Source organism: Lentilactobacillus raoultii, assembly GCF_900411375.1.
In the GTDB taxonomy this organism is placed as follows: domain Bacteria; phylum Bacillota; class Bacilli; order Lactobacillales; family Lactobacillaceae; genus Lentilactobacillus; species Lentilactobacillus raoultii.
Map to the genome: position 1 here is coordinate 57,464 of NZ_LS423005.1, position 17,873 is coordinate 75,336.

Below are 17,873 nucleotides of genomic sequence, written 5' to 3' on the forward strand. Positions count from 1 at the left end.
GCAACACTGATTATTGCTCCGGCTTTTGCGTTAATTAATTGATTATTTGTTTTCTTCTTTTAGGTTCTCCACTTCAGGCACTCGAAATTCTTTTCGTTCCAGCGCAGCAATAATTCGATTAAGTCGATCTTCGTCAACTTCTGCTGGTAAGGTAAACATGATTCGATGAACAAGTTCACCCTCTTGGGCATCCAGTGAAATGACACTGGCAATGTTGGTGTATTTAGTAATGATCTTGGCAATTTCTTCAAGATCACCGCGTTCGCCACTGGAGACAACGGTGAGAACGTAACTACCGATATTAACGTTCCAAGATTGTGATAGCATATCGAGTAAACGGGTGTGGGTTAAAATGCCATAAAAATGATTTTGGGCATCCAGAACTGCGATATAAGGTAAATCTTTAATTGAAAAGAATACTTGGAAGAAGGCTGAATTCACATTAACAAATTTAGTGGCATTTTTTAAAAGAGTCGTAACAGGTAATGACATATCGCCGCCCCGAGATTTATGACGATAAATATGCATTTTGTAAATGTTGCCGCGGAAAATTGTTCCGGTTTCATCAAGAATTGGGACACATCGGTAGCCAGAATCTTCGAGCGTTTGGAGGGCTTCTTCAAGTGTTGCGTCCTCTTTAACGGTCACCAGGCGTTCCTTAGGCTTAACAAGTGTTTTTAATAGCATTTTAAAATTCCTCCAACTTGGACTGTATATGATCATGATACCATAGCTGCACTTCGAACAGTACAAATAAAAATAATAAAATCTCACTAATTACTAATCGAAATGACATTTTGTTAGTGATTTTTGAAAAAAGACGCGTATTGGGTGAGTGTACACAAAAACTGGTGCAAAACAATTCACACCAGTTTTTGATTAATTTGTTCATTTTAAATAAACTGATTGATTACAGTTGTGCCATACCGTCTTTGGTAGTCTTTTGGAGAGTTTCAGCAGAAGCTTTCATTGCGGCTGCTTCTTTATCATTCAGTGGCACTTCAATGACCTTTTCAATACCAGAGCCGTTAATAACAGCTGGTGTGCCAATGTAGACATCGTGTAAACCATACTCGCCATCCATTGGTGCCCCAACTGGTAAAATGGCATTTTCATCATGCAAAATTGCACGTGAAATTCTCATTAGGCAGGTTGCAACTCCATAGAAGGTTGCTCCTTTTCGATTAATGATTTCGTAAGCCTTGTGGCGAACCTGATCTTCGATGGTTGCCAAATCATCATCGGATAAACCGGCTCGCTTGGCGACGTCCAAGAATGGTTCACCGCCAACTCGAGCAGCAGAATAAGCAGCAAATTCAGAATCACCATGTTCACCCAAGATATAGGCATCAATTGATTGTGAACTGATATTTAGCTTTTTGCCAAGTGCCACTTTCAAACGGGATGAATCTAATGATGTACCACTGCCAAAGACCCGATTCTTTGGGAATCCGGAGAATTTCTGAGCAGCGTAAGTTAAGATATCAACCGGATTGGCTGCTACGACAATAATTCCCTTGAAGCCGGAATCAACCAAAGGCTTAATGATTGATTGCATGATTTTTAGATTCTTGTTAACAAGATCCAGTCGCGTCTCACCCGGCTTTTGGGGAGCACCAGCAGTAATGACTGCCAAATCGGCATCTTTACAGTCAGCATAATCACCTGAGTAAACATGCTTTGGTGCAGTGAAGACTTGGGCATCTTCAAGATCAAGTGCATCACCAACGGTTCGTTCTTTGATAACATCTACAATGACAAATTCTTCTGCAAGTCCCTGCTGCATCATTGCATATGCATAGGAAGAACCAACCGCACCGTCACCGATTAATGCAACTTTTTGACGTTTTAAAGCCAAAACAATCATCTCCTAATCATTTTTTATCAGTATTAATTATACCACAGGGTAGTTTTGATTTTCACAAATTGAATCATAATAATTTGATTAGAGCGGGTTAAAAGGCATTATAAGGGGTGAATAAACTTGCTCAGTAAGTATCTAGACCAATTAGTAAGCCAGCTGACTGAGCCAATTAAAGGCAGCTTTTTGGCTTGAGATAATCGCCAACTTCGCGCATTTGGGCGGATGTATGCTATAATTTACTCAACAAGTTTTAAAAAATGATTAATTTAATGTTAACAACTGCTGAACTGTTTTGGTTCAGCCTTTTGTGTTGCAGGAATGTGAGGAAAAATTAATGAAGATGATTGTTGGTCTGGGTAACATTGGCCCTCAATATGATAGCACTCGGCATAATACAGGATTTATGGTCGTTGAAGCATTTGCTCAAAAACATGGCATTAAGATTAAAACTCGAAAAATGAATGCTAAAATGGGCGACACTTTTATCGACCAGGAAAAAGTTTTAGTGGTAGAGCCGACAACGTTTATGAATGATTCTGGATTAGCGGTTAAACCATTAATGGATTATTTTAATATCGCTGTTCGGGATGTGATGGTTGTTCATGATGATATGGACCTGCCAATCGGAAAAATTCGAATTAAAGATAAGGGATCTGCAGGGGGCCATAATGGCATTAAAAGCCTAATAAGCAGCCTGGGGAGTGAACATTTTTCAAGAATTCGGATAGGAATTGATCATCCTGACCAGCATCATTCAGTGGTTAATTATGTACTAGGACGCTTCTCAAAAGACCAGCTTCCTGAATTTAAAATTGCAACGGATAATGCTGTCAACGCATTGGAAGATTGGGTTGCCGATGTTTCAATTCCCGAATTAGAGAATCGTTATAATTGACGAAAGGACGATAAACTGTGCAATTTGATCAATTACTTTCGAAGACCCCACAGGTTAAACGGCTTGAAGCCAGTTTGGCCACTGATAACCGACAATTAATTACCGGAATTGGCGGTTCAGCCAGAACTCTCTTGATTACCAATTTGCTGAAAGATACCCAACGGCCAATTGTTGTAGTGGTTGACACGTTATTTCATGCAGACCAACTTGTGAGTGACTTTTCCAATTTATTACCTGATAACCAAGTCTTTGAATTTCCAGTTGAAGAAATGGGTGCGGCTGAATTGGCAACCAGCTCACCAGAATATAAAGCGCAGCGGGTTTTGGCGATGAATCAGCTGGTTAGCGATGAGCCAGCTGTTATCGTCACGTCGGTCTCCGGCTTACGACGGTTGCTGCCGGCGCCCGACCAGTTTAAGCAAGCCCAGCTGAAAATTGACATGAACTCTGAGTACGAGCTCGAGGCGTTAAAACTGAAACTTCATCAGATGGGTTACAACTTTCAAAAATTAGTCGCTGCCCCAGGTGATTTTTCAATTCGGGGGTCGATTCTGGATATTTTTCCGTTAAATCATCAGGATCCGGTTCGAATTGATTTCTTTGATACAGAAGTTGATTCAATGCGTGTTTTTAACGTTGCCAATCAACGAAGTATTCGGACAATTGATCATATTCAAATTCTTCCAGCAACAGATTTATTAATTACTAATCAACAACGCCAACAAGCGGTTACCAAGTTAAGACGCCAGTTGGCTAATGAGGCTGAGAAACTGGATGATCAGGCGGCTAAGAAATTGACTCAGACATTGGAGCCGCAACTGATGGATCTGGAAAACGGGTTGAATGATCCTAAGCGGTTGCTGTTTGCCGATTCATTTTATGATCAGTCCAACTCGATTTTAAATTACTTACCCACTAATGGCGTTGTTGTTTTTGATGATTATTCTCGACTGATGGATGCGAACCGCCAGTTGGCAAGTGATGATCAGGTTTGGCTGGCGGATAAGGAAAAGAATCATGAGTTATTGAAGTCGACTAATTATACAAATGATTTTAAGAAGATTTTTAAAGAAAACCGACGAGCAACCTTAATTTTGTCACTTTTCCAAAAGGGATTGGGCAGGATGCGGCTTGATAACATTGTTGAAATTACCGTTCGTCCGATGCAACAGTTCTTTTCACAGATGCCGATGCTAAAAACTGAAGTTGGCCGCTGGCAAAAAATGAAACAGTCGGTGGTCATTATGGTTCAGAATCAAAATCGGATGCAGAAGGTCGCTCAAACCTTGGCGGATTTTGATATTTCGGCAGTCCAAACGGAAATGGCGGAAATTTTGCCACATCAAGTTCAACTGGTTCATGGAAACCTTGAAAATGGATTTGAATTACCAATGGCTAATCTAGTTGTCATTACTGAAAAAGAAATGTTTGGAACGATTGTTAAAAAGCGGCCGCGACAAACCACTTTTAACAATGCTGAACGAATTAAAAGTTACACGGATCTTAAGCCTGGTGACTATGTAGTTCACGTTAATCATGGGATTGGCCGATATGAAGGCATGAAAACCATGGAGGTTAACGGGAAACATCAGGATTATCTGACAATTTCTTACCGTGATAGTGCTAAACTGTTTATTCCGGTGACCCAACTTAATATGATTCAGAAGTACGTGTCGTCTGAGGACAAAAAACCGAGAATCAACAAATTGGGCGGCAGTGAATGGCAGAAAACCAAACGCAAAGTGGCTTCAAAAATTGAGGACATTGCAGATGATTTGGTAACATTATATGCTAAGCGGGATTCTGAAAAGGGATACGCTTATCCACCTGATGACACTTTGCAAAACGAGTTTGAGGCGCGCTTCCCGTACACTGAGACGCCTGACCAATTACGCAGTGCGGATGAGATTAAACGTGATATGGAACGGGCAAAGCCTATGGACCGGCTGTTGGTTGGTGATGTTGGATACGGTAAAACTGAAGTGGCATTACGGGCGGCCTTTAAAGCAGTTGAAGTTGGTAAACAGGTTGCATTTTTAGTTCCGACAACTATTTTGGCACAACAGCATTATGAAACAATGTTGGAGCGTTTTAGCGATTACCCGATTGAAGTCAGGGTACTTTCTCGATTTCAAACGGCTGCTCAAATTCGCGAGACTTTAGCGGGACTAAAAAAAGGCACTGTGGACGTTGTTGTCGGAACGCATCGATTGCTGTCAAAAGACGTGGTCTTTAATAATCTGGGACTGTTAATCGTCGATGAAGAGCAACGATTTGGTGTGAAGCATAAGGAACGGATTAAAAAGATGCGAACCGATGTTGATGTCCTAACATTAACCGCGACGCCGATTCCCAGGACGTTGAATATGTCGATGATGGGCGTTAGGGATTTATCAGTGATTGAAACGCCCCCATCGAATCGTTACCCAATTCAAACTTACGTGATTGAGCAAAACGCCGGGACCATTAAAGAAGCCATTGAACGGGAAATGGCTCGGGGCGGGCAAGTCTTTTATTTACACAACCGGGTTGCTGATATCGAGAAAACGGTTGAACAATTGAGCGAGCTGGTACCGGATGCCCGCATTGCATACATCCACGGCCAAATGACCGAAAACCAGATGGAAGACATTTTGTATGATTTTATTAATGGTGAATACGATGTTTTGGTCACAACCACAATTATTGAAACCGGGGTCGATATTCCAAATGTCAATACATTGTTTGTAGAAAATGCGGATCATATGGGGCTTTCACAACTCTATCAACTAAGGGGCCGAATTGGTCGTAGTAGTCGTGTAGCTTATGCATACTTTATGTACCAGCCCAACAAAGTGTTAACTGAAGTTGGTGAAAAACGCTTGGAAGCAATTCGTGATTTCACAGAATTAGGTTCTGGGTTTAAGATCGCAATGCGGGATTTGTCAATTCGGGGTGCCGGAAATCTTTTAGGCAAACAGCAGTCAGGATTTGTTGATTCAGTCGGTTACGATTTGTATACGCAGATGCTGTCTGATGCGGTTTCAAAGAAGCGTGGTCAACACGTCGCTTTTAAAACGGATGCGACAATTGAACTTGATCTTGAAGCTTATCTGCCAAGCGACTATATTCAAGATAATCAGCAAAAAATCGAAATTTATAAGCGAATCCGGCAAGTCGAAAATCAGGATCAACTAAACGAAGTCAGCGACGATTTGTTGGATCGGTTCGGTGATTATGGTCAGCCGGTTACCAATTTATTGAAAATTACTGAAATGAAAATGTATGCGGATTATTCAATGGTTGAGAAAATTCATCAAGAAAATCAAAAAGTCACGATAACCTTTGCTAAACAGGCAAGTGAAACTTTTAGTAGCAAAGATCTGCTGGCAGCCATTGCACAGACCAAGTTCCGAGCAACGGTGAACAGTGCTGACCATAAATATCAGGTAGTCATGACCATTCAGCCTAACATGAAGGACTGGCTGGATCAGATAATTGCTTTTAATCGGTCTTTGGCGAAAACCAGGAAAAAACATCAAAATGACAAGGTAACTTCAAATGACAAATAATTCTCGGCGAAAACAAGTTCTAACGGGGACATTTTTGTTAACAATCGCGTCGTTTATTGCTAAATTCTTAAGTGCGGTTTATCGGGTTCCTTTTCAAAATATGGTGGGAAACGTTGGCTTTTATGTCTATCAGCAAATTTATCCGATTTATGGTATTGGAATGACCATCGCACTAAACGGTCTGCCACTGTTTATTTCCAAGCTGGTTGTTGATGTGAGAGATCCAACTGATCAAATGGCACTGGTCTATCGGATTCAACGACTGATGACTGTGATGGCAGTCATCGTGTTTTTGATGTTACAATTTGGGGCTGGTTGGCTTGCAACTGCGATGAGTGATCATCGACTAGCACCAGTCATCCGGGCAGTTAGTTGGATGTTTTTGCTGGGACCCTTTTTAGCAACGTGGCGCGGTTATTTTCAAGGAAAGATGGATATGCGCCCAACGGCTTATTCACAAGTGGTCGAACAAGTCATTCGGGTAACAGTCATTTTAGTTTCTGCCGGTTGGGCGATTCACCATTTTGCCAATCCTTATCAAATAGGCACTCTGGCAATGACTTCAGCACCAATTGCCGGGGCCTGCGCGTTGGTGACGCTATTTGTGGTTCGGCGGAGAAACTCTTTGCCAAAATCAAGTCATCATCAGGTTTATTCAAGACTTTTTGCCAGAATCTTGTTTGAAGGTGGCACCCTCTGTCTGGTTTCAGCGGTGATGTTGCTGCTTCAACTAGTGGATTCCTTTTCAGTCGTTGCCGGGCTGCATGCCACCGGGCTATCATTTTCAACGGCCCAAAATATAAAGGGAATCTATGACCGCTCCCAAACTTTAGTCCAGTTGGGCTTAGTGATCACAACAGCGTCTGTAACAGCCGTTTTGCCGAGTTTATCTCTGGCTCACGTTAAAAAGCAGGCGACAACTTTTCGACATTTGGCACAAACTAATCTAAGGGTTAACTTGGCTGTTGCGTTGGCAATGAGTGTGGGTTTGGCTGCTTTGATGCCTGAGATTAATCAGGTACTGTTCTCAACGGCTGATCTGAATTTGACCATTGCGGTCTACTGCTTCAGTATTGTCTTGACAACGGTTATTTTGTCTTATAATTTGGTGCTACAAGCTCAGAATAATTATTGGGTAACGATGATGGCGATCCTTTTAGGGGTTGCTGTAAAAATGATTATTAATCATCAACTGATTGCAACTTTTGGTATCTTGGGAGCAAGTCTTGCAACATTAGCCAGCTTGCTGACGATGGCTTGTTTAATGAGAATCTTAGCGGCCAACCAGTTGGCAAAGTTAATGAGTTTGGTTCAGCTGCTGAAGCTAGTCGTAGTCCTCTTAATAATGGCTGGTTTAGTGAGAGTGAGTGCAGATTTGGTTAACGAGTTTATTTTAATTGAAGCAAAAAGACTGCAGGCTTTGCTGACCGTTTTGATCGGGATACCAATTGGTGTGACGAGCTTTTTTTACGAGTGTCAGTGGCTCCATGTTTTCTCACTTCGGGAATGGTTCGCAATTCCGATGATTAGTAAATTGCTTAAATTAGTAAAAATTGATTAAAAATTAAAAGTGATAAGGTGAAAATATGAGAATCGATAAATTTCTAAAAGTTTCCAGAATTATTAAACGACGTTCGGTTGCCAAAGAGATTGCGGATAAGGGCCGGATTTCGATTAACGGTCGAGTGGCTAAATCATCGTCAGATGTTAGCACCAATGATCAGGTGGTGATCAAGTTTGGTAACAAAACGTTAACAATCTTGGTAAAAGCGCTGTTAGACACGACAAAAAAGGATGATGCTCAAAAAATGTATGAAATTATTTCAGAGGATTATGAGCATGATTATCGAAATGAATAAATAAAATTATTAAGAACCCTTGAATTGTATGGACAAACGCGCTTTTGTTGTTATAATTTATCATTAGAAAGTGTTTTAATTCAGGGGGATTGAACATGGCACAACAACAGCAGAAAATCCGAAAACTTGAAAATGACTATACAAAGCAACGCGAGCTTGAGTTTCAGTCCGACCAAGCGACGGCTGTTTCAGTGCGGCGTCGACGCAAAAAGCGTGCTTGCATTATTATTTCTGTCTTTATGATTTTTGCGATGATTTTTGCCGTTCAGATTGTTCGGGCGAAGGTTAATTATGCTGCTGTTAATGCCCAAATTTCAAAGCAAAAACAAACAGTTAAAAAAGAACGGGTTCGTCATAAACATTTGACAGCTCGAGTATCACAGTTAAATAATAAAGATTATGTTGAGCAACTCATTCGTGATCGCTATTATTACACCAAACCTGGTGAGACGGTTTACAGCTTTCCAAACCAGGCACCAAAAGATGTTGACAATGGTGAGGAGTAGTGACACGACTTCATTAGCGATGACTTAGCATTGTAGATATAAATAGATTGATTGAAATTGGGATGAGTAGTCGTTATCCTGATTTTTTTGCAATTATTTTTTGGTTAACTCAATTTGGCCATTAGCGGTTAAGAACGGTTAAATTCTCGCTTCCAAAGTAAAATTGTGGTTTACTGTTGTTAATGGGATGAAACGAATTAGGATAAAGTTAATTAATCTTTAATTTGTTTTCCCGCTGTAAAACGATATATGCTATACTTGATTGTATTTAGAACTAATAGGAGGAACATTTTTTTTAATGGCAATTGAAGTTGGGGAAAAAGTTAACGGTAAAGTTTCCGGAATTACAAATTTTGGTGCATTTATTGATTTAGGTGATCATCGAACTGGTCTAGTTCATATCAGCGAAGTTTCTGACGGATTTGTTAAAGATATTCATGATGTTTTGAAGGTTGGTGATGAAGTTACCGTCAAAGTTTTAAAAATTGAAGGTAACAATAAGATCAGTTTGTCAATTCGAAAAGCCAAGGATTCGGCTGGTCACGAAGAAAGCCATGGTCATGAGTCTAATCATGGTGAATATTCACATCATAATCACAACAATAATCGTGAGAGCGGCCATGACTATCATGAAAATCATGGTCGTCACTCCAGAGGCAATCATTCCAATAATCACGGGAATCACTCAGGAAGTCGTCCAGAGAGTTTTGACGACTTAATGTCTGGTTTCCTTAAGCAAAGTGAAGATCGCCTTGCAACCCTTCGGAAGAATACTGAAGGAAAACGTGGTGGTCGTGGTGGCCGTCGAAGTTAATTAAGTAAGTGATTTTAAATAGCTAAAAGCTGGAGCAAGACTAACGAGTTTTGATCTAGCTTTTTATTTTGGTAGTTTGGCGATGGTGCTCTTAAGGTTGGAAGGTGAACGAACCGGTGAAGTTACAGGAGAGATTTAATCGCATAGTGGCACAGCATGATTGGTGGCAGGCCGGTCAGCCGATTGTAGTAGCAGTTTCGACGGGAGTGGATTCGATGGTTCTTTTGGCTTTGCTTGAACACTTGTCCCAGCGGCGGCCGCAAGTGATTGTTGCCTATGTTGATCACTGTTTACGGCATCAAAGTCGCCAGGAAACCATTTTTTTGGAAAATTATTGTCGAGCCCATCACTTAAAATTGGCGAAAAAGAGTTGGCAGCCAAAAGATCACCCGCGACACGGAATTGAAGCGGCAGCCCGGCACTTTCGCTACCAATTTTTTCGAGAAGTTTTAAAAGCCAACCAGTCAACGATTTTGCTGACGGCACATCATGGAGATGATTTAGCCGAAACCATGTTGATGAAGTTGGTTAGAGGTGGTCAGCTTGACTCATTGATTGGAATCGATGAAGTTCGGCAGACGTCATTTGGTCAACTTATCCGGCCACTTTTAACTTTCAGTAAAAACGATTTGCGGCAGTTTGCCAGCACTAACCAACTACGCTGGTTTGAAGATGAAACTAATCAGGATTTAGCAATTCAACGGAATCGATTTCGACATCAGATATTACCGAAGCTCAAGGCAGAGAACCCCAAGATGCTTGATCATTTTATCAATTATTCGCAACAATTGAAGTCGATGATCACCGTTAACCATGAATTATTGGCACCGATTGCCGATAAAGTCGTGGTTTCTTTTACGGCAGATCAGCGACTGGTGGCAGATTTATCAAAATTAATTGGTTATTCAAATCAAGTGCAACTAAATCTGATTCGGTATCTGCTTGAACATTGGCTGAAAATTGACAATATTGGGTTAAATCAATTAGCCCAACTTCAACATTTGTTGGCAAACGCTCAAAAACCTCAAGGAAAACTTAATTTTCCCAATCACTGGCAAGTCATTAAACGTTATCAACAGTTAATAATTGAAAAAAAAGTCGACAAACCTATTATAAAGTCTAAAATTGGCAGTCGATTTATGGTAATATTAGACCGATGGTATTCGCTATCTAACGGATCTAAGTTTGGTGTTTTCACATCGAAAGTGGTTGCCGATCATTATCAAGTGACGCCGTTAATTTTGCTTGAACAACAATTTCCCTTGTCTGTTCGCTATTGGCACCCCGGCGATCGACTGAGATTAAAAAATGGTGGCCACCAAAAGGTAAATCGGCTGATGATTAATGCAAAATTGCCCAGCGAACAGCGATTAAAGACCCAGCTTTTAGTGACGGACGATGGCGACATACTGGCGGTTCTTGGCCTTAAAAGTGCTTTTTTACCTACTAAGCAGGGAAAGAGAGTTTACTTAGTCGAGCAAAGGACGCAATCAACTTCAGAAAGAAAAGGAATTAATAATGAATAACGACATCTTAAAAGTTCTTTATAGTACTGAGCAAATTGACGAAGCTTGTAAAAGGCTTGGGAAGCAGATTCAGCAAGTCTATGCCCATAAGGTGCCGGTTGTCATCGGGGTATTGAAAGGTGCCACTTTTTTCATGTCGGATATTGTGCGTCAGGCCGATACTTATATGGAAATTGACTTTATTGATGTTTCGAGTTACCATGGCACGACTCAATCCTCTGGCACGGTCGAAATGGTAACGGATATTTCGACGGACGTCAGCGGTCGGGATGTGTTGATTGTTGAAGACATAGTTGATACTGGACGGACGTTGAAGTTTCTAACGGATAAGCTTAACCAGCGGGGAGCAAGTTCCATTAAAGTGTGCACATTGCTTGATAAACCTGCTGGTAGGCAAGTTGAAGCGAATTCCGACTTCATTGGTTTTGAAGTGCCAAATGAATTTGTGGTAGGTTATGGGCTCGATTATGATGAAAAGTATCGTAATTTACCTTATATTGGTGTTTTGAAACCTGAGATTTATACGAACAATTAATGGTCAAAAATAGTCAATTGTGGTAGTATTTTGACTATCAACATGAATAATTTTTTTGAGGAGGACGTTGATGAACTCAAATAAAAATGGGCTTTTTAAAAATAGTCTATTTTACATTGTCATATTCTTACTTGTAATGGGGGTTATCTACTTCTTCAATGGGAGTAGTAGCAACACACAATCCCAGGAAGTCCAGTCAAGTCAATTTGTAAAGGACTTAAAGAATGACAAGGTAAAAAGCTTTTCAATTCAGCCTTCAGGCGGGGTTTATAAAGTAACCGGTGAATATCGACAAGGTCAAAAGGCTAAAGTTTCTACCGGCTTCCTAGTTGGTGGTAACCAAAGCCAGGACAAAAATGTCACCAAGTTCACGACAACCGTTCTTGAGAATAACTCCTCAATTGCTGAAATCACCAAGGCTGCGCAATCTAATAATATTAAGATGAACGCAAAGCCTGAAGAGTCAAGTGGCTTTTGGGTAAACTTATTAGTTTACGTTTTGCCGCTATTATTATTTGTCTGGTTCTTTTACATGATGATGGGTCGTGCCGGTGGTCAAGGTGGCGGAAATGGCAGAGTGATGAACTTTGGCAAATCCAAAGCCAAACCGGCCGACAGTAAGCAAAATAAGGTGCGCTTCTCAGATGTTGCCGGTGAAGAAGAGGAAAAACAGGAACTTGTCGAAGTGGTTGAGTTCTTGAAAGATCCACGTAAGTTCACGACTTTAGGCGCTACCATTCCACATGGTGTTTTGTTAGAGGGACCTCCGGGTACTGGTAAAACATTGCTGGCGAAAGCGGTTGCCGGTGAAGCAGGTGTCCCATTCTACTCCATCTCCGGTTCTGATTTCGTTGAAATGTTTGTTGGTGTTGGTGCCAGCCGAGTTCGTGATTTGTTTGATCAGGCTAAAAAAGCTGCACCGGCTATTATCTTTATCGATGAAATTGATGCGGTTGGGCGTCGTCGTGGTGCCGGTATGGGCGGTGGCCACGATGAACGTGAACAGACATTGAACCAGTTATTGGTTGAAATGGACGGATTTAGTGGCAATGAAGGTGTGATTGTCATTGCGGCAACTAACCGGGCCGATGTCTTGGATCCTGCCTTAACCCGACCAGGCCGATTTGATCGAAAGATTTTGGTTGGCCGGCCAGATATTAATGGTCGTGAAGCAATCCTAAAAGTTCATTCAAAGAACAAGCCATTTGCTAACGACGTCGACCTTCACGAGATTGCTAAGCAAACGCCTGGTTTCGTTGGTGCTGATCTGGCTAACTTGTTAAACGAAGCTGCCTTATTGGCTGCTCGTCGTAATAAGACTAAGATTGACGCCAGTGATATCGACGAAGCCGAAGATCGGGTAATTGCCGGGCCTGCTAAGCGCAATCGGGTTATCTCTAAAGAGGAACGGGAAACCGTGGCCTATCATGAAGCCGGTCATACAGTTGTTGGGCTGGTTCTAAATGATGCCAGAGTTGTTCATAAGGTAACGATTGTGCCGCGTGGTCGTGCCGGCGGTTATGCAATTATGCTCCCACGTGAAGATCAACAGCTGATGTCTAAGCGGGATGCGATGGAACAGATTGCTGGCTTAATGGGTGGTCGTGCTGCCGAAGAAATTGTCTTTAACTCACAATCATCTGGTGCCTCGAATGACTTTGAACAGGCAACTAACATTGCTCGGGCAATGGTTACACAATACGGGATGAGTGAGCGGCTTGGCAATGTGCAACTGGAGAATCCAGCCCAAGATACTTATGGGCCTCGTTATTCTCAAGAGACGGCTGCGGCTGTTGACGAAGAAGTTCGCCGGATAACCAATGAAGCTCATGAAACAGCTAAAAAAATTATTGAAGCGCATCGTGATAAGCATAAGTTGATCGCTCAGGCTCTTTTGAAGTACGAAACACTTGATGAGAAGCAAATTCTTTCTTTGTGGAATACTGGCAAGATGCCTGAAAGTTCAAAGACTAATGAATTTCCAAGTGAGCGGGCAGCTACTTTTGAAGAAGCTAAACGTGAATTGGAACGTAAGGAAGCCGAACGTCAGGCACAACTTGAGAAGCAACATCAGAATGGTCAAAATACTGATCAGCATGATGATTCAACAACTTCAAATGAAGATGCGAAGAAGCCTGATGATGTTTCAAAAGATAGTTCGAATTCAGATAATGATCAATCTCATCAGAATGATCATCACGATGATAGTGACTAGAAGATTTAATAAAAATGAGTTTAGAGTGGCTAAGCCTCTGCTAAACTCGTTTTTGTTTATGGACGGAGAGATTATAAATGAATGATTATTTAGTAAAAGCAACGACGACCGACGGGATGTTTCGAGCCTATGCAGTTGATGCAAAGAAGACAGTTGCAACTGCACAGAAGGATCATGACACTTGGAGTGCCTCATCGGCAGCCTTGGGGCGCACATTGATTGGTTCAGTGATGTTAGCAGCCTCAGTTGATAAAAGTGGTGAAGCGATTACCGTCAAGGTTAACGGCCAGGGACCAGTTGGTGGGATTGTCGTCGATAGTGATTCAAAAGGTCATGTAAAAGGGTATATTCAAAATCCCCATGTTCATTTACCTTTAAACAGCAAGCATAAAATTGATGTCGGTAAGGCAGTGGGTGTCGACGGCTTTTTAGAGGTTACTCGAACTTCAGCAAATGAAGACCCCTATACCAGCAGTGTCCCGTTAGCTTCCGGGGAAATTGGTGATGATTTCACGTTTTATTTAGCTCAGTCTGAGCAGATTCCTTCGGCGGTTGGAGTTTCTGTGTTTGTTAATGATGATAATTCAATTGGTGCGGCCGGGGGCTATTTGATTCAAACGATGCCGGGAGCTAGTGATGATGCCATTAATCATGTTGTTCAGCGATTAAAAGAAATTCCAATGATTTCAGAACTTTTACTGGATCACCAGACACCTGAAGCGATGTTGGAGCTTATTTTTGGCAAGGGAAATCTACATTTCTTAGATAAAATGCCAGTGGAATTTTATTGCAATTGTTCAAAGCAAAAATTTGCCCATGACTTGGCCGGCATTTCTGTTAGCCAGCTGGAAACTATGCTGAAAGAGGATCACGGCGTCAGTGTCACCTGTAACTTCTGTCAATCCAAATATCGATATAGCGAAGATGAATTAAAAGCAATTATTGAAATTGCCAAGCAAAAGAAGGCCGGTGCTAATTAACCGGTTTCGATGGCATAACTGGTTAGCAAGCCTGGATAAAGTAGATGAGTAATTGGCCACTAACATATCTAATGATATCGGGTGGTGCTTAATTTCTGTGGCTAAACACTTAATGAACAAAGCTACTCATTTATTTTGAGATGTGATAATATAGCAATCGGACTTTGATGGAAAATAAAATTAAATTTTGAGGTGAATTTTATGGAATGGAAAATTGGTGATATTACAATTCCCAACCAAGTAGTCGTTGCACCAATGGCCGGTGTCACTAACTCGGCTTTTCGAATCATTTGTAAAGAATTTGGTGCCGGTTTAGTAGTCTGCGAAATGATTTCAGACCGTGGCATTATGTACAAAAATAAAAAAACGCTTGATATGATGTTTGTTGACCCAAGAGAACATCCAATGAGTATTCAAATTTTTGGTGGTACGAAAGAGACACTGGTTCAGGCAGCCAAATTTGTGGATCAGCATACGGCGGCAGACATTATCGATATCAACATGGGTTGCCCCGTTAACAAGGTGGTTAAAACTGATGCGGGAGCTCGTTGGCTATTGGATCCCAAGAAGGTTTATGAGATGGTTTCATACGTGACAGATGCTGTTAAAAAGCCGGTAACAGTTAAAATGAGAACTGGCTGGGATGAGGATCATATTTATGCTGTTGAAAATGCACTAGCTGCTGAAAAAGCCGGCGCTGCTGCACTTGCAATGCACGGCCGAACCCGTAAACAGATGTACATGGGGCATGCTGATTGGGGCATTCTCAAAGAAGTGGCTAGTCAGCTTCATATTCCATTCATGGGAAATGGCGACGTCAAAACACCGCAGGACGCTAAACGAATGTTAGGAGAAGTTGGCGCTGATGCGGTTATGATGGGTCGGGCAGTTGAAGGCAATCCTTGGATTTTAAAACAGGTTGAGCATTATTTGGCCACTGGTGACTTATTGCCGGAACCTACCCCTGAAAAGAAAATTGCGACGGCAAAGGAGCATCTCCACCGATTAGTTGAGCTGAAGGGTGAGCATGTGGGCTCACGTGAATTTCGTGGTCAGGCCGGCTATTACCTTAAAGGGATTCCGCATTCTGCAAGAACTAAAGTTGCGTTGGTAAATGCCGACGGTGAGCAGGCAATGGATGACATTTTTGACCAATTTTTGGAAAAAAATGCGAAACGACAAGCGATTCGACAACAAATGGCCCAATAATGAAAGTTGTTTTGTGGTATCATTATTAATAGTTTATTATCGTAGGAGGTTTGACATTGGCCAAAGATAAAGAAATGAATGATCAAATGATTGTTCGTCGGCAAAAAATGAACGAATTACGGAGTGAAGGAATTGACCCTTTTGGGCATCGGTTCGAGCGTACATATTTAGCTGCGCAGCTTCACGAAGAGTTTGATAGTACCGACAAAGATGATTTGATGGAAATGGATAAAAAGGTTACGATTGCTGGTCGAATGATTGCAAAACGAGGAAAAGGTAAAGTTGGTTTTGCTGATTTAAAAGACCGAACCGGTAAAATTCAAATTTATGTTCGAAAAGATATTGTTGGCGATGAAGTTTATCATATCTTCAAACGATCAGATATTGGTGACCATTTAGGAATTTCCGGTCAAATCATTAAAACGGATATGGGAGAGCTAACGGTTCGAGCAGAATCTGTCACTTTTCTTTCAAAGGCGCTTCGGCCGTTACCGGATAAATGGCATGGGCTTCAAGATAAAGAACAAAAGTATCGCCAACGTTATCTTGACTTAATCTCTAATCAGGATAGTTTTGACCGGTTCCATAAGCGTAGCCACATTATTACAGCAATTCGAAGTTACTTGGATTCACATGATTATTTGGAAGTTGAAACGCCAGTGCTTCATAATCAGGCAGGTGGTGCCAACGCCCGTCCGTTTGTTACCCATCACAATGCACTGAATATTGATCTTTACCTTCGAATCGCATTGGAACTTCACTTGAAACGGTTGATTGTTGGTGGAATGGAACGGGTTTATGAAATTGGACGAGTTTTCCGAAATGAAGGAATGGATACCCGCCATAATCCTGAATTTACAATGCTTGAATCATATGTCGCCTATTATGACTTCCATGATGTGATGGATGAAACTGAAGGTATCTTTAAAGCCGCTGCCAAGACGGTTACTGAGGATGGTATCATTACCTATCAAGGCCAGACTATTGACCTTGATAAGCCATTTAAGCGCCAGCATATGGTTGATGCGATTAAAGAATACACAGGGATTGATTTTTGGAAACCAATGAGTGACGAAGACGCCAAGAAATTAGCGGATGAACATCACATTCATTATGAACCCTGGTGGAAAACGGGACATATTATCAATGCTTTCTTTGAAGAGCTGGTTCAACCTAAACTGGAACAGCCAACCTTTATTTATGGTCACCCAGTTGAAATTTCACCACTGGCAAAGAAAAACGCAAAGGATCCACGGTTTACAGACCGGTTTGAACTTTATATTTTAACAAATGAGTTTGCCAATGCCTTTACTGAACTGAATGATCCAATTGATCAGCGTCAACGATTTGAAGCTCAGGTTAAGGAACGTCAGGAAGGTAACGAAGAAGCTGAGGGGATTGACGAAGATTATATTGAGGCCCTCGAATATGGCATGCCGCCAACGGGTGGTCTTGGCATTGGAATTGATCGCTTAGTAATGCTTCTGACGGATGCACCGTCAATTAGGGATGTTCTTCTTTTCCCAACGATGAGACCGGAAGATAATTCTGAAAAAGATTAGTGATATTTTGATTAAAGCTTTAATGAACTTGTTTTTACAAGTTTATTGGAGCTTTTTTAGTATTGATGATTAATCCGAATTTCAATTAGTTGAATTTGGCGTTTTGAGCGTATATACCACTTTTAATCCGAACGAGATTTTCGATTATAAATCTGTTTGTTCGACTTTTCTATGTTTTAAATTGATTATGTTGTGTGAAAAAATAGTGATTTTAACTTAGACTCAATATTTTTTGAGATTATCGCTTGACGAATTGCGGTTTATCGGGTATATTTATTTATGCTGTTTCAGAGAGTGATCGGTTGCGATTGCCACTGCCGCTTCGGTAGTTAAAAAAGTAGTTGACACTGATTGAGC

At 41.3% G+C, this 17,873-nt stretch carries 14 protein-coding genes; 12 read left to right on the forward strand and 2 right to left on the reverse strand.

Going from position 1 to position 17,873, the window contains the following annotated elements; translation table 11 throughout:
- Positions 1–42: 42 nt before the first annotated feature.
- Together cbpA and ED605_RS13760 are read right to left on the reverse strand one after the other, a co-directional pair.
- Positions 43–687 (reverse strand): cyclic di-AMP binding protein CbpA, encoded by a 645-nt coding sequence (cbpA, locus tag ED605_RS13755; protein WP_121979464.1) that lies wholly within the window; start codon positions 685–687, stop codon positions 43–45.
- 223 nt (positions 688–910) lie between these two features.
- Positions 911–1,867, reverse strand: a complete 957-nt coding sequence (locus ED605_RS13760) for an L-lactate dehydrogenase (RefSeq protein ID WP_121979465.1) — start codon at positions 1,865–1,867, stop codon at positions 911–913.
- 331 nt (positions 1,868–2,198) lie between these two features.
- Here ED605_RS13760 and pth point away from each other — a divergent pair, with 331 nt between their 5' ends.
- The 12 genes from pth to lysS all read left to right on the forward strand — a co-directional run bounded on the left by pth (position 2,199) and on the right by lysS (position 17,516).
- Entirely contained in the window at positions 2,199–2,759 is a 561-nt protein-coding gene (gene pth / locus ED605_RS13765) for an aminoacyl-tRNA hydrolase (RefSeq protein ID WP_121979466.1), read from the forward strand.
- A gap of 17 nt (positions 2,760–2,776) precedes the next feature.
- Positions 2,777–6,310 (forward strand): transcription-repair coupling factor, encoded by a 3,534-nt coding sequence (gene mfd / locus ED605_RS13770; RefSeq protein WP_121979467.1) that lies wholly within the window; start codon positions 2,777–2,779, stop codon positions 6,308–6,310.
- Entirely contained in the window at positions 6,300–7,871 is a 1,572-nt protein-coding gene (locus ED605_RS13775) for a polysaccharide biosynthesis protein (RefSeq protein ID WP_121979468.1), read from the forward strand. The genes mfd and ED605_RS13775 overlap by 11 nt, the downstream gene beginning before the upstream one ends.
- Positions 7,872–7,896: 25 nt before the next feature.
- On the forward strand, positions 7,897–8,169 hold the full coding sequence (locus tag ED605_RS13780) for an RNA-binding S4 domain-containing protein (RefSeq protein WP_121979469.1): 273 nt from the start codon (positions 7,897–7,899) through the stop codon (positions 8,167–8,169).
- 95 nt (positions 8,170–8,264) lie between these two features.
- On the forward strand, positions 8,265–8,675 hold the full coding sequence (locus tag ED605_RS13785) for an FtsB family cell division protein (protein WP_121979470.1): 411 nt from the start codon (positions 8,265–8,267) through the stop codon (positions 8,673–8,675).
- Positions 8,676–8,973: 298 nt separating this feature from the next.
- Positions 8,974–9,489, forward strand: coding sequence for a S1 domain-containing RNA-binding protein (locus ED605_RS13790; RefSeq protein ID WP_121979471.1), 516 nt, complete (start codon positions 8,974–8,976; stop codon positions 9,487–9,489).
- Positions 9,490–9,605: 116 nt separating this feature from the next.
- Complete coding sequence (tilS, locus tag ED605_RS13795) at positions 9,606–11,015, forward strand: tRNA lysidine(34) synthetase TilS (protein WP_503100504.1); 1,410 nt, start codon at positions 9,606–9,608, stop codon at positions 11,013–11,015.
- Positions 11,008–11,550, forward strand: coding sequence for a hypoxanthine phosphoribosyltransferase (gene hpt / locus ED605_RS13800; RefSeq protein ID WP_121979473.1), 543 nt, complete (start codon positions 11,008–11,010; stop codon positions 11,548–11,550). Before tilS ends, hpt begins: the two co-directional genes overlap by 8 nt.
- A 70-nt stretch (positions 11,551–11,620) precedes the next feature.
- A complete protein-coding gene (ftsH, locus tag ED605_RS13805) occupies positions 11,621–13,765 on the forward strand; it encodes an ATP-dependent zinc metalloprotease FtsH (protein ID WP_121979474.1) in 2,145 nt (714 codons plus the stop codon).
- A 77-nt stretch (positions 13,766–13,842) separates the two neighbouring features.
- Positions 13,843–14,745, forward strand: a complete 903-nt coding sequence (gene hslO / locus ED605_RS13810) for an Hsp33 family molecular chaperone HslO (RefSeq protein ID WP_121979475.1) — start codon at positions 13,843–13,845, stop codon at positions 14,743–14,745.
- A gap of 201 nt (positions 14,746–14,946) precedes the next feature.
- The gene (gene dusB, locus ED605_RS13815) at positions 14,947–15,954 is read left to right on the forward strand and encodes a tRNA dihydrouridine synthase DusB (RefSeq protein ID WP_121979476.1); all 1,008 of its coding nucleotides are present in this window, start codon (positions 14,947–14,949) and stop codon (positions 15,952–15,954) included.
- 56 nt (positions 15,955–16,010) lie between these two features.
- Entirely contained in the window at positions 16,011–17,516 is a 1,506-nt protein-coding gene (gene lysS, locus ED605_RS13820) for a lysine--tRNA ligase (RefSeq protein ID WP_121979477.1), read from the forward strand.
- Positions 17,517–17,873 lie beyond the last annotated feature (357 nt).